Annotated in this window: 7 protein-coding genes; all 7 read right to left on the bottom strand. The window is 39.0% G+C overall.

Annotation, left to right across the window (positions count from 1 at the left end):
• Positions 1-24: 24 nt before the first annotated feature.
• The gene (locus AC27JL_RS08870; protein ID WP_487195427.1) at positions 25-4866 is read right to left on the bottom strand and encodes an NAD-glutamate dehydrogenase; all 4842 of its coding nucleotides are present in this window, start codon (positions 4864-4866) and stop codon (positions 25-27) included.
• 208 nt (positions 4867-5074) lie between these two features.
• Positions 5075-7396 carry an efflux RND transporter permease subunit gene (locus AC27JL_RS08865; RefSeq protein WP_006792813.1) on the bottom strand — a complete coding sequence of 774 codons (2322 nt, stop codon included), beginning with the start codon at positions 7394-7396 and terminating at the stop codon, positions 5075-5077.
• Positions 7396-8391 carry a WD40/YVTN/BNR-like repeat-containing protein gene (locus tag AC27JL_RS08860; RefSeq protein WP_006792814.1) on the bottom strand — a complete coding sequence of 332 codons (996 nt, stop codon included), beginning with the start codon at positions 8389-8391 and terminating at the stop codon, positions 7396-7398. The genes AC27JL_RS08865 and AC27JL_RS08860 overlap by 1 nt, the downstream gene beginning before the upstream one ends.
• A gap of 128 nt (positions 8392-8519) precedes the next feature.
• Positions 8520-9884, bottom strand: a complete 1365-nt coding sequence (locus AC27JL_RS08855; protein ID WP_010556417.1) for a DUF1329 domain-containing protein — start codon at positions 9882-9884, stop codon at positions 8520-8522.
• A 13-nt stretch (positions 9885-9897) separates the two neighbouring features.
• Positions 9898-11994 (bottom strand): DUF1302 domain-containing protein, encoded by a 2097-nt coding sequence (locus AC27JL_RS08850; RefSeq protein WP_058428826.1) that lies wholly within the window; start codon positions 11992-11994, stop codon positions 9898-9900.
• A gap of 253 nt (positions 11995-12247) precedes the next feature.
• On the bottom strand, positions 12248-12469 hold the full coding sequence (locus tag AC27JL_RS08845) for a DUF2835 domain-containing protein (protein ID WP_008127316.1): 222 nt from the start codon (positions 12467-12469) through the stop codon (positions 12248-12250).
• Positions 12470-15064 (bottom strand): aminopeptidase N, encoded by a 2595-nt coding sequence (pepN, locus tag AC27JL_RS08840; RefSeq protein ID WP_487195426.1) that lies wholly within the window; start codon positions 15062-15064, stop codon positions 12470-12472.
• Positions 15065-15098: the final 34 nt, after the last annotated feature.

Genomic DNA, 15098 nt, shown 5'->3' with positions numbered 1-15098 from the left:
TAAATAATAATGCGCAAAATTATTTTATTTTGCTGGTGTATCACAATTGTGACTCAATAGCATTAGTTCACGCAATGCCACTGAGAACTTGGCAAAATCATGACTTTGCGACGTTTTAAATTCAGCCAGCATTTGCTTCCAACGAGTAAGTAATAATTCCTGCTTATCCATCCACTCATCAATTTGGTAATCAACGTCTTTTTCATCTGCTTCAAAGCTATTTAAAACAACCTGAGCCAATGTTCGTTGCTGCCAATCTAACTCTTCACGATAAGATGAACGGGCCAACGCTTGCCAATGGTTAGCAACAGGTTGGTTAGTTATTTGATCTAAGAACCAATGTAAGCCCATTCTTGCACCAAGCTTAAAGTAAGTATTAGACACCATAGCAATGCCTCTACGCGAATTATTAGCAATTTCTGCTAAGTCCATCACCGAGAACAAGCTAGATAATGAAACGATGCGCTTAGCTATATCTAATGGTACTCCACTATCTGTTAACTTAGTTGCAGCTTCATCTATGCGAGCACTTTCCTTTTCAACAATATAAGTGTTCAAGTTATCACTCAAATCACTAAATGTTGGTGAGAAGTACTCAATACCTTGCTCAATCGTTTGTGATTTATTGCGATGACGCAAGAACCAACGAGTTGCTCTGCGAACAGTTCTACGGAGCTGATAAAGCATTTCTGTTTGTACAGCAGCAGGAATTTTATTATCTAAAGCGCTGATTGATGACCACGTATCACGCATTTCAAAAATTTCACTGGCAATTGAGTAACACATTGCAATTTCTGCTTCGCTTGCACCTGTTTCTTCGTGCATACGAACCATGAAATTTAAGCCCATGTCATTAACAATATTATTAGCAAGTTTAGTCGCTATAATTTCTTTACGAAGTGGGTGATTGTTCATTGCATCATTAAATTTCTCACGTAGTGGACGTGGGAATGATTTAACTAGTAACTGACGATAATATGGATTCTCAGTAATATCATCCGTTACAAGCGAATCTTTTAACACCATTTTAGCGTATGAAACTAACACTGAAAGCTCAGGACGCGTTAGATCTTTGCCTGATGCTGCTCGCTCTGCTAACTCTTCATCACTCGGAATAAACTCTATAGCACGGTCTAATTTGCCATCTTTCTCAAGGGCATGAATAAAGCGAATTTTTTCCTTAAGTGTCGATGTACCACGAGATTGCGTGATTGAAATTGTATGTGTTTGACGATAACAGTCTTTCAATACCAGCTCTGACACTTCATCAGTCATAGAATAAAGCAGTTCATCACGTTGTTTAAGCGTTAAGTCACCTTCAGCAACTAACCCATTAAGTAAAATTTTAATGTTTACTTCATTATCTGAACAAGCAACGCCGCCAACGTTATCAATAAAGTCAGTATTTACGCGTCCGCCTTGTTCAGCAAATTCTATGCGTCCAAGTTGCGTAGCACCTAAGTTACCACCCTCACCTAGCACTTTAGCACCCAATTCTTTACCGTTTATACGTAGCGCGTCGTTTGCACGGTCGCCAACGTCAGCATCGGTCTCTTTTGTGTGCTTGATGTATGTACCAATACCACCATTCCAGAGCAAATCAAACTCCATCATTAATGATGCTTTCATTAACTCGTTAGGTGTCATGCTTGCTTTTTTTGTACCCAGCATTTTTTTCATTTCTGGGCTAAGGGTAATCGATTTTGCAGCTCGAGAGAAAATACCACCGCCGGCTGAAATAAGATCTTTGTTGTAGTCTTCCCACGAAGAACGAGGCATATTAAATAAACGTTCACGCTCTACATACGATTTTGAGGCATCAGGATTAGGGTCTACAAATATATGCATATGGTTAAATGCAACTTGTAAACGAATGTGCTTAGACAGCAACATGCCATTACCAAATACGTCTCCAGCCATATCGCCAATTGCAACTACTGTAAAATCAGTAGTTTGACAGTCAATATCCATCTCACGGAAGTGACGCTTAACAGACTCCCATGCACCTTTAGCGGTTATGCCCATTTTTTTATGGTCGTAACCTACAGAACCACCCGATGCAAAGGCATCACCAAGCCAAAAGTTGTACTCATTTGCAATACCGTTAGCTATATCAGAAAACGTTGCTGTTCCTTTATCAGCAGCCACTACTAAATACGCATCATCTTCATCATGACGAACAACATTACTTGCTGGCACTATTTCACCACGTGCAATATTGTCAGTGATATCTAATAAACCTCTAATAAAGATTTTATAACACTCTTGGCCTTCTTTAATAAAAGCATCGCGCTCTGATGGTAGCTGCTTACATACAAATCCACCTTTAGAGCCAACAGGTACAATTACAGTGTTTTTAACTTGTTGCGCTTTAACTAAGCCCAAAACTTCTGTTCGAAAATCTTCACGACGGTCTGACCAACGTAGTCCACCGCGAGCTACCTTACCAAAGCGTAAATGTACGCCTTCAACACGAGGCGAATAAACAAATATTTCAAAAGCAGGTAACGGTAGCGGTACGTCAGGGATCAAACTAGGCTGTATTTTAAATGATACGTATGATTTAAATTGGTTCTTAGCATCTTTTTGGTAGTAGTTAGTGCGCAGCGTAGCCACAATCATATCTACATATAAACGTATAATGCGGTCATCATCAAGGTTGGCTACGTTTTCAAGCTCAAGGTAAATTTGTGCTATTAACTTGTCCAGTGTTTTAGAGCTCGCAGGGCTCTTAACAGAAAAGCGTTTAGCGAATAAGTTAACGATTTGAGACGCTATATGTGGGTAGTTAGCAAACGTACTTTCAATATATGTTTGAGAAAAAGTAACACCAATTTGGCGCATGTATTTAGCATAAGCACGCAAAATAGAGGCTTCACGACCCGTTAAGCCACCCATTAACACTAAACGGTTGAAACCGTCATTTTCTAGACGGTTATTCCATACATTGGTTAAAGCCGCACGAAAACGAGCAGACACTTTATCAAAATCATCCATCCCTTTACTGTCAATCAGCATAGAGAAATCCATGATCCAATTAATTCGGCCATCACTAGTTTTAACCGAATAAGGTGTTTCACCTATTACACGTAAACCAAAGTTTTCTAGCATTGGCATTACATCTGACAAATGAATTGGCTCATCTTTATGAAATAAGCTCAAGCGCACAATATTAGTATTCGCCTCTTCTTGAGGGCGATAAAAAAGCATCTCAAGTTTATTTTCTTCACTTAATAGCTCAAGTTTTTCAATATCAACTACTGCGGCACTCGGTAACACTTCATCTTTGTATGAACGGGCGAACGCGTTACAATATTTACGATTTAAATCATTTCCACGCGCTTCACCTGCAGACTCTAAAAGCGCAGATTGTAGTTTGTCTTCCCAAGTACGGGCAGCTTCTATTAAATTATTTTCGATGTCTTTCACATTAAATTCGATATTGTTGTCAGTCACACGAACAGTGTAATGAGTACGTGCTAGTGTTGACTCGGAGAAGTAAGTGGTAAATTCGACTTTTTCGTCAGAATTAAATGCATTGCCTAAAATATCTTGAGTTTCCCTGCGCAGGGCTGTGTTGTAGCGCTCGCGAGGAACATAAACCATACAAGAGAAAAAACGACCATAAGCATCTTTTCGCACAAATAAGCGACACATATCACGCTCTTGCACTTGTAATACACCGGTTGCAACTTCAAGTAACTCATTTTCGCGTGCTTGTACTAACTCATCACGCGGGTAGGTTTCTAAAATATTTAATACCGCTTTGTAAGCGTGTGTGCCTTTTGCAAAATCACACATATCCATTATGCGAGTAATTTTGCTTTTTAAAACAGGAACATCAGCAGCACTATTATTATAAAAATTAGATGAAAATAAACCAATAAAACGGTCTTCACCAATAACATTCCCTTCATCATCAAAACGTTTTACACCAACGTAATCAATATAAGCGGGACGATGAACACGAGACTGTGAATTAGTTTTAGTTAATATCAATAAATTACTGCTGCGCGCTTCCTGACGAGCTACCTCAGGTAACTCAGAAAGCAAGCGAGTATGCTCTTCAGTAGAGTTTTTTAACAACCCTAAACTTGTATCCATTTTACCTTTAAGCTGATAATCCCCCTGAACAGGACTTAACTCGTATTCACGATAGCCCATAAGGGTGAAATTATCGCTAACTAGCCAATCTAAAAATTCAACGGTTTCTGCCACTTCACTTTTATTTTTGCCGTGGCGGCGCTTAGGTAGCTCTTTACTTACTTCAATTAGTTTTTTTCTTATTGGCTGCCAGTCTTCAACAGCAACAGACACATCAACAAGTACGGATTCTAATTCTTTTTTGAAAGACTCAATGGCAGACGAATCTGTTTGGCGGTCAATTTCTATGAAAAAAACTGTTTTTGTAGATGTAGATTCTTGCTCTGCTTTTAAATTAGATAAGCCTGAGATTTTAGCGTTGTCATCGCGTTGAATTTTAAGTGGGCTATGAAGTAATAAGTGAGAGGCGATATTTTCACGAGTCATGGCCATACGAACAGAATCAACTAAAAACGGCATATCTTTAGCAATAATTTCTACTATGGTATGTGATGACTGCCAGCCATCTTTTGCCACTTCGGGGTTGAAAACGCGAATAACGGCGTCGTCAGTAGTATTTTTTTCTAGCGAATTCCAAAGGCTGAGTGCAGCACCGTATAAGTCACTGTCGTTTCGATTTGCCAAATCCTCTTTAGACATATTGCTGTACAAGGCTTTGGCGAATTTCTCAACGAGTAACACATTATCAGCGTGAACTTTTTTCTGGATAAGCTTACAGACATTATCTAGGATAACCGAGGCTTGGCCTTCATTTCGTGTCATTGTATGTTCCTTAATCTATTACTGCTCAAGAGCAGGAATTTGTACAGCCATTTATTAGTGTGGAGTCAGATAAATTCTAACCCTTTTACAGCTAATAAACAGCTTTTTCGATGAAAACATTTCAAGCTTTTCAGCTATTTGGTCATCTATTCACAAATTATAGATATAAATGGCCAATAGTGGCCATTTAGGAGCAATATTATTCACATTATTTTTTCTGGTCGGTCCACAGAAGACTTCCAATTGCAGGTAATAACAGCACTGCACCTAACATATTCACTAAAAACATGAAGGTTAGAAGTATTCCCATATCAACTTGGAATTTCAAATCTGAAAAAATCCATGTGCTTACACCAATAGCGAGAGTAATACCGGTAAATAGTACCGCACTACCGCGTTCAATGAGTGCATTACGATAAGCAATCGACAATGGTACATTTTGTTTAAGCTGCCCCATCATCGACGAAAGTATATAAATACCGTAATCCACACCAATACCTACACCTAGGGCAATAACTGGTAAGGTTGATACTGTTAGGCCAATTTCTAGCTGTACCATTAACGCTTGTGCAAGCGTTGATACTATATAAAGCGGTAACACCACAGCAATAGTCGCTTTTACGCTTCTAAAACTCAGTAAGCATAATGCAATAACAGCACCGTATACATATAGCATCATTGGTATTTGAGCCTCAGACACTGACTCGTTTGTAGCGGCCATTACGCCGACAGGACCAGACGCTAATTTAAAGGCAAGCTTTTCTGTCCCTTCTTCATTTGCAAACTGTTTTACGCTTGCAATAACGCGGTCGATAGTCTGCGCTTTGTGATCATCTAAAAAGATAATAACAGGCATCACAGAACAATCACCGTTAAGTAAACCCGTGCTTGTTTCAACACGTGCAGTTGACTGCACTAATGAAGCCGAATTACGCGGCAAGCTCTGCCATTTTAAATTACCTTCGTTGTAACCCGCATTAACAGACTGAGCAACCGAACTTAAACTAACTGCAGATTGAACACCTGCAACATTTTCAACTTTGTATTGAAAACGGCTAATGCGCTCCATTACATCATACTCTGTACATGCTGCTGGGTAAGCTTCAACTATCACTTTTAAAATATCTGACGAAATAGTGTATCTGTCCGATATTAAAAAAGTATCCTGATTATAGCGAGCATCTTGATGAAGTGACGGCGCGCCTGCATGCAAATCACCTATCCGCATTTTATCAGCTTGCCAGTAACCCAAAGCAAATAAAACAAGCGTAAAGCCAATAATGATTTTAGCTACTTTAGGGTCGGTTGCTTTTACCAATAAATCCCTAATTTTATCAAGCATATTTGGCTTGTTAGCATCACCTGATTGAATATGAATGCTATTTTCAAATTGCATGTATGAAGCCCAAACAGGCAATAGAATTAAGTTAGTAAATATAATAACCGCAACACCTAAGCTAGCAGTAATTGCAAGCTCACGGATAATACCTATATCAATCGTCAACAAAGTTAAAAAGCCAACAGTGTCTGATAAAAGAGCAATACCACCTGGAATTAAAAGCGCTCTAAAACTTGATTGACAGCAAACTCGCGTACTTTTCCCTTCGCTTACTTTTTTACCTATCGCGTTTATCATTTGTACGCCATGGCTAACACCAATAGCAAATACTAAAAATGGAACTAATATCGACATTGGATCAAGTCCAAAGCCAAGGCTTGAAAGCAACCCTAACTGCCATGCAACCGCAATGATCGAGCATGCAATGGGTAAGATTGTAAGCTTTAAGCTTCCACAGAACAGCCAAACCATAATAAATGTGAAGGCTATGGCAATTGCAAAAAATAAAACAACGCCTTTAGCCCCTTCTGCAATATCACCAGCCATCTTTGCAAAACCGATAATATGAATACTTACTTTATCGGTACTCAGAGGCTCTCTTAACTCTGATTCGAGCTTTTCTGCAAAGGCTAACGTGTCTAACTTTTCTTGCGTTTGTGGGTCAGTTTCTAATAATTGCGCTGTTACCATTGCACACGAATAGTCGCTTGCAATCATACGACCAACAACTTTTGCTTTTTCTATATTTTCTTTAACAACGGCTAAGCCACGTTCGTTTGCCTTAAAGTTTGCAGGAATAATTGGGCCACCGGCAAAACCATCCTCAACCACTTCGACAAATCGGGCGCTAGGAGCAAATATAGAGTTTACGAGCGGTCTGTTTACACCGGGTATAAAATAAAGCTGATCATGAACAGCTTTTAACTGAGTAAAAAATTCTGGATTGAATATGTTACCACTGTCATCACACACTGAAATTAAAATACTATTCGCACCACCAAACTGCTTTTCATGCTTGGTATACACTTTCATGTATTCGTGATTTAAAGGGATATTTTTGTTAAACGAAGCATCTAGTTGAATGTGCGTGGCTTTGAAAATAAGCAAACAAGTAATAATTGCAAAACTTATAAGCACAACTAAGCGATGTCTAAAAATCGCTTTTTCTATAAAATCTAAAATAGTATGCATTAAGGGGTCAACTCCTTCACTTTAATGCCATCTTCAGTAGCCATTACCAATTTATTATTTTTAATCACACCATCAAGTATCGCTTTACCATCGGCAAGTTGCTCATGAGTTAATAAACCATCCTGTAAGTGAAAAATCACCCCGCTATTTGCTAGCATTAACCACTGTTTGTTATTGTAATTAATAATGCTGTTTACAGTAGCAGCTTTAGTACTTTCAAGGTGAAGCCACTCTTCTTCATCACGCTGCTTGCTGAATACATTACCTCTAAGCCCTGCGACTACTTCTTGAGAATTATCTGAATTAAAAGCGAAGAAAGAACCTGGGTATATTTCTTCAAGACGCAGCCAAGTTTTACCGTTATCTGTGCTTCTCGCTAGTAAGCCCATCTCACCAACAAGCATTAAGCCTTCAGAAGTTTGTTCAATTCGATTAAAATGTGGCAGGATTGATGCTGTTTCGGCCTCGTATCCTTCAGGATCATTGTCTTTTAAGTCGTTTAAATAATCTCTGTCTTCACTGAACAATAGAGAATCTAAAAATCGTTTTTCCCATTGTTTACCACCATCAGTAGTATGGTAAAACATGCCATACGCACCCACGGCAAAGCCTTCTAATTTATCTTTAAATAATATATCTAAACACGGCTTATCTAAAGAAGGCTTAGCCTGTTGTAATTGCCAATTATTACCACCATCAACAGTATTAATAATTGTGGCATCGTGCCCACATGCCCAACCGTTGTTTTCATCACTAAAATCAACAGCGGTTAATAACACTTGCGTAGGCACTAATTCTGCTTGTTGCCACATTTCACCATTTGTACTTTTTATAACTGTGCCATGTTTACCTACAGCAACTAATTCATTGCCTGTATTGATAATGTCAGTTAATAGTGTTTTTTGTGCATTAGGCGCACTAATTGCGTTTTTTGGTGTATCTTGAGCAAAACTCGCACCGCTTATAATCAGGCTGGCACATACCAAATACTTCATAAATTTTAATCGCCTTGAACTGAAAGGAGTGTTTGTCTTTGTAAACGAGGAAAGTTTTTGCGTTTAAAGACAAACGCGATGAGAAAGGAAAAAGGCACCTAACTTAAAATTAGGTGCCTAGTTTTAATTTATCTACCTGCGCGACGTAAGGCGCTAGATGTAAATTCATTATCATTAAATGATTTTGAAAAATCGTACATTTTTTCTTGGTTATCTAAACCAATTGCTAAATAACGACGTGAATTCAAATCATGATAAACTTCTAACGTACTCCACTGAGTGGGTACTTCGTAGTAGTTAAGACCGTAAGCCATTGCTACACGGTAAAGCTGATCACGGTTATCGTAAATGTCTGTTACCGTTACTTGCCAGCTATCTTCATCTATATAAAACACACGTTTTTTATAAATGTGACGCGTATCATCTTTAAGGTTAGCCTCTACTACCCAAACACGGTGCTTTTCATAACGAGTATGCTCAGGATTGATGTGGCCAGGCTTTAAAATGTCATCATACTCTAGCTTGTCACTGTGAAGCTTGTAGCTATTATATGGAACATAAAGCTCTTGCTTACCTTTAAGCGTCCAGTTGTAACGGTTTGGTGAGCCATTGAACATATCAAAGTCATCAGTAGTACGTAAGCTATCTGCTGCAGTACCCGGTGCGTCATAAGCAACGTTTGGTGCACGGCGAACACGACGCTGACCAGAATTATATGTCCATGCTTGGCGTGGCGTTAATATTTGGTCCATTGTTTCATGTACTAGTAATGCAGTACCCGCAAGACGTGCCGGTTGAGTAACACTCTGTTTAAACTTAAACAATATGTTTGAGTCTTGCAGCTCGGCAGGTGTAGCACTTGGATCAGAATATTTAACAAGTAGCTGTTCATCGAAACCAACATAGTTGTAAGAACCTGATGCTGTAGGTGCAGCTTGTCCACCAAAACGTTCGATTGACTCACCTCTAAAACGTAATAAATGGTTCCAAATTGCTTCTAAACCTGTTTTAGGGATGGGAAATGGAATACCAATAGCCGTATTTTTAATTCCGTTTCCGCCTTCAATCAATTCGGCAGTAGGCGCAAACTCTTTAGTTGCATCATAAACAAACTGAGGGTATGAGGCCGAACGGCGTGTCTCATACACTGGCATTTTGAATGTGTCTGGATACGCTTCAAACAAAGCAATTTGGCCTGGGCTCAAGTTAGCTTTATATTTATCGATGTTTGATTTATCAATAGTGAAAAGCACTTTATCACTTGAAAAAGGGTCTAGGTGATGCATGCCAACTTCGTACCCTGCAGGAGCTGCAGTAATACCATTGTTCCATGCTGGAATTGAGCCGTCAGCGTTACCTGCTTTTTCGGCGCCCATTGGCGTTAAATCTTGACCTAAACGCGCTACTTCTTCAGCTGATAGTTTTGCTAAAGTAGCATTACTTGCAAACAAGCTAGCAAAAGCTGCTGCAATGAGGGTAGGTTTTTTAAGCATAATAATGTTACCCCTAAATAGAATATTTTAAATTGAAAGAAACGTAATCGCGGTCTGAGAAGGTGTTTACACCACCACCGCCCCAAAATGAGTTGTAGCTCACGTCAAGTGACCACGCATTTTGGTAGTTAAAGTTCATAGTAGCACCTAATGACTTACGATCTTCAATGAACAAGAACATCGGATCAGGTGTGTTACCATTTACGTCATGTGAAAATACAAAGCGAGGTGAAAAGTTGATACCGTTGTAAAGGTTAAAATAGTCACCCTTAGCAATTAGTCGGTAACCCCACGATGAACCCGTTGCAAACGACTTTTCTTCAGGACCATTTGAAAGACCTAAATGCAACGTTGAGTAATCTGTTGTACCTGGGCCAGTGATAACACCACTTCGACCAGTACCTGACACATTTAAACGCATTTCATCGTAATCTGGCATATCGTGAATTTTAACGGCGCCCACTTCACCTACCACAGCCCAGCTATCAGCACCTAGAGATGGGCCAAATAAATGCGTTGCAGTAAACTGAATTTGTGAGGTATCACGTTCAATATAACCTTTTGCAACTTCACCTGGACCTACAGAACTGATTGCATCACCAATACTCATTTGCGAAATACCGGCAAAATCAGGACGAATACCAGCAACAGCTAGCTGTTCAGGCATTGCTGTGTAAAGTAATTCTACATCATCAATTTGCAGAGGCTCGTCTTGTCTAAAAGCAAATTCACCTGCAAACGCAGTCTCGCCAATAGTCGTATTAAAGCTCACACCATAAAGTTTTATATCTTCAGGGTATTCATTCTCAGCTTTAGAAAATGCAACTAAGTCAGCAACATTATCATCAGTGATTTCTGTTGTAGAAAGCATTGCTAAATCTTGTGCAATGGCAGCTTGAGAAAAATTAGATACACGCCCTGAAATAAGAGGACGACGGCTGTGGTAATTTACGTGGTAAAGCGCAATTTCAGTGTCATTCCACTCGGGTAAAAATATGCCTAATCGTAAACCATATTGACCACCATCATCTGGTTCAGTTTTACCGTTACTACCTTTACCTTTAAGTGCAACCTTGGTTGGGTGCGCTAGGTACATATTAGCTAGTAGAGCTTGGCCTTCTGCACTTGTAGGATCAATACCCTGAGCCGCAGCTACTTGAGCATAGGTTGCAGTTAAGTTATTTAAACTTTCAGTTAAAAATGCAACATCTATATCAGGGTTAGACGTAAAGCCTAGCTGAACGTTTTGTTGGTAACCATTTTCTGCTGCAAAGTCATTGGTAGAAAAATAAGTACCTGCAGCTGGCAAGCGAGTCTCATGCCATTGGTACTGATAAAAACCTTCTAGGGTGATGTTATCAGTAATACCCAATGATGCCCAAAGCATACCAACAGGAATAAATGCTTCTTTAAGCTCAGCGCCTGGCGCTTTCAATCTATCGATATCTACAGGGTTAACATTTATACCATGAGATATAAGCGTGCTTTCACCCCAGTTAACAACTTGTTGACCAAGACGAACTGAAAGTGGGTTTTTGCCGTCGTTTAAATCAAAGTCAGCCCACACAAACGCATCTAATAAGCGAATATCTGCACAGCTTTGTTCTTTTGTATCTTCATCATCACATGGATCTACGCTTTGACCTGATGTAGGGTTTGCATAGGCAAAGTCACCATCCATCAAAGCAAAGTCATAAAAGTACATAAAACGAGTAAATAGACCGTAGTTATCTTTGTTTATTGAAAGGTCATGTGTTCCCTTTAACAGTTTGGAAAATGAATCACCGCTGTCAAAGTTAAGATTACCTGCGTCACCATTATTTGAATACGATCCAGGCTGTGCCCAAACATCTTGTGAAGAATAAATAGTATTTAAGGCTGGGTTGTAACCAGTCCAATCAAAAGCAGGGTTATTACTTTTACCTATTAAGCTAAAGTCTCTATCTTCTACGCGAATACTTTGGCCGTAAGAAAAAGTTGAATCGAAGGTTATATCAAACCCTCCGGCGTCGAATGTTACAGCCTGTGAACTTGCTGTAGTTAAAGCTAAACTAGCGGCTGCTAAACCTATAGCGATTTTGTTTTTAACAAAAAGCGATCTTCTTATCATTGTGGTTCCCCCCTGTCGCGGGTCATATTGTGTGATCAAGTTATTGTTTTTAGTGTAATCGTAACGATAGAAGCGAATTGTATAAATTACAAATAGTCGCATTCAATCTGTCATATATATAGTGTGTCAGCTGACGTTTACGTATTGGTAAGACGTCATACCAGATAATTTATACACGTTATTTAACAATAGAACAAATTGAAATTAACAAAAAGACAATATTTTTATGGTTTTATAACATAAAAATAGCGCTCTAAGCCACTCGTTCAATACGAATAAATTTATTTTCAGGGGTGAGTAACATTCTAAAACGCCCTCTGACACCTAAACTTGTAACAAACGGTCTTAAATGATCGGCAGAAAACCGAATTGACTTCCCACCCTCTTCAACCACTTGCACAGAACTATATCGACCGTGGTAGTAATCCATACAGTCGTTATAGCTCAATCTTAAATTAAAGTAATATTCAAGCATTTAATTAAGCGCTTTTTCAACCTTCTCGAATAAGTCGTCACTTAGTCCATCTAAATTAGATAAACGTTCTAATTGCGTTCTCATAAGTGCTGAACGTGTTTTATCATAACGTTTCCAAGACATAAACGGTGTTAGCATTCTTGACGCATTTTGTGGATTTATTGCATTCAGCTTAACAAGTAAATCACCAAGCAATTCATATCCTTGCCCGTCAGCACGGTGAAATTGCTGAGTGTTAAAGTAGCTAAAACTCCCCACTAAAGCACGGACTCTATTGGGATTGGAAAAATCAAAACTTGGGTGCTCGTATAATGACTTAATATTAATAATAGCATCTTCACCTGTTTGCATTGCTTGAAGCGCAAACCATTTATCCATAACAAGTACATCATGTCGCCATTGACTATCAAAGTGCGACAATAGGTCATCACAAAGTGGATGAGAAGCTTTTACCACCGCGCTAAGTGCGCCCAACACATTGGTCATATTTGACGAGCTAGCGGCTAGTTTAATAAATTTATCTGTTTGTGTGCTTGGCATCTTTGCAAGATAATGCAGGCATATTTGCTGTAGTGCCCGCACAGCAACCGCTTCGGCATTTATGCTACCATCGTCATGTAATGAACCAAAACATGCGATAAGCTCATCATTAAGGCTTGTGGCAATTTGTATTTCGAACTGTGCTACAACACGAATAATTTCATCAACAGGAATAATTTCAAATTCTGCGGCTAAAGTGTCAAAGCTAGGTAATTTTAATAACTCAGCAATTAACGCTAAATCGCCTTGTTTTGAAACAATTAAAACACGCAAGGCTTCAATTATCTCGTCACTTAATTGAAATTGTGTATCTGAGTTAAATGCTTCTTTTACCGCTTTTATAAACAATTGTTGCTGTGCATCCCAACGTGAAAAATCACTTCGTGCAAAACGCATAATATGCAAAAGCTCAAGCTCAGTTGTTTGTTGAGTTAGGATACACGGAGCAGAAAAGTCTTCTAACAACACAGCAACGGGTTTGCAAGTCACATTCTCAAAAGTATAACTCTGCTTTTTATCAGTAACATCAAGCACATTACTAACTTTTAAACCTTTGTACTGTAATTCGATACTATTGCCAGATTCGTCCAACAACTCTATGGCAAACGGGATGTGCAACGGTTTGTTATCGGGCTGATTAATCGGTGCATTTTGCTCTATTGTTAGTGTGTAGGTATTTGCGGCACTATCGTAATGTTCTACAGCATTTAAGCGAGGCGTACCCGCCTGACTATACCAACGCTTAAATTGCTCTAAATTAACACCCGATGCGTCACTCATAGCACTGACAAAGTCGTCACACGTAACTGCTTGACCGTCATGGCGTTTAAAGTAAAGCGCCATCCCTTTTTGAAAGTTAACCTCACCAAGCAAGGTATGCATCATTCTTATTACTTCAGCACCCTTGTCGTATACTGTTACGGTATAAAAGTTATTCATTTCAATAACTTTTTCAGGTCGAATAGGATGTGCCATAGGCCCTGCGTCTTCACTGAACTGATGCGTACGCATCACCTTAACAGCATCAATGCGGTTGAGTGCACGCGATCCAAGATCACTACTAAATTCTTGGTCTCTAAATACAGTTAGCCCCTCTTTAAGTGATAACTGAAACCAATCTCTGCACGTAACACGATTACCAGTCCAATTGTGAAAGTATTCATGACCAACTATGGACTCAATAGTATGGTAATCTTTATCCGTTGCTGTTTCTTGATTGGCCAAAACACATTTACTGTTAAATATATTTAAGCCTTTGTTTTCCATTGCACCCATATTAAAGAAATCTACGGCTACAATCATGTATATATCAAGGTCATATTCTAAATTAAAACGCTCCTCATCCCATTGCATAGATTTTTTAAGTGATTGCATCGCATGCGGTGTTTTAGGCAAATTACCCTTATCTACAAATAATGCTAAATCAATTTTTCGGCCACTTTTAGTTGTATAGGTATCGTTTAATACATCAAAATCACCAGCAACTAATGCAAATAAATAGCTTGGTTTTTTAAATGGGTCTTGCCATTTAGAAAAATGACGGCCGTCAGGTGTCTCACCTTTGTCAATTTGGTTACCATTAGACAATAAATGCGTGTATCTTGAATCAGCAATAATAGTTACATCAAACGTTGACAACACATCAGGACGATCCATGTAATATGTTATCTTTCTGAAGCCCTGCGCCTCACACTGTGTACAATACGCTCCACCAGATAAGTAAAGACCTTCTAAAGATGTATTTGTCTCAGGAGATATCTCAGTCACAATACGTAATTTACAACGCTCTGGTAAGTTATTAATAATTAGCTGCTCATCAACAACGCTATAATCTGTTATCTCAATCGCATCTATCGATAAGGACGTTAAACGTAAATTTATGCCATCTAGAATCAGAGGTGATTGATTATCACCAACACGCGTTAACGTCAGTACGCTTGTTACCGTTGTATTTGTAGGCTGAAGATCAAACGTTAAGTCTGTGTGGTCTATTAAAAAATTTGGTGCTTTATAGTCTTTGAGATATTGAGCTTGAGGGGTTTTTGAGTCGGTCATGATTACTCCAAAAAAAGCGCCTCTATATGAAGAG

The sequence above is a fragment of the Pseudoalteromonas sp. 4NS20-0020 genome (assembly GCF_057554385.1).
This window is presented reverse-complemented; position numbering and strand designations above follow the sequence as displayed.

Bases quoted from the DNA above. Each gene is read 5' to 3' on its own strand.
- AC27JL_RS08870 (WP_487195427.1), bottom strand. From the start codon at position 4,866: ATGACACGAAATGAAGGCCAAGCCTCGGTTATCCTAGATAATGTCTGT.
- pepN (WP_487195426.1), bottom strand. From the start codon at position 15,064: ATGACCGACTCAAAAACCCCTCAAGCTCAATATCTCAAAGACTATAAA.
- AC27JL_RS08845 (WP_008127316.1), bottom strand. From the start codon at position 12,469: ATGCTTGAATATTACTTTAATTTAAGATTGAGCTATAACGACTGTATG.
- AC27JL_RS08850 (WP_058428826.1), bottom strand. From the start codon at position 11,994: ATGATAAGAAGATCGCTTTTTGTTAAAAACAAAATCGCTATAGGTTTA.
- AC27JL_RS08865 (WP_006792813.1), bottom strand. From the start codon at position 7,396: ATGCATACTATTTTAGATTTTATAGAAAAAGCGATTTTTAGACATCGC.
- AC27JL_RS08855 (WP_010556417.1), bottom strand. From the start codon at position 9,884: ATGCTTAAAAAACCTACCCTCATTGCAGCAGCTTTTGCTAGCTTGTTT.
- AC27JL_RS08860 (WP_006792814.1), bottom strand. From the start codon at position 8,391: ATGAAGTATTTGGTATGTGCCAGCCTGATTATAAGCGGTGCGAGTTTT.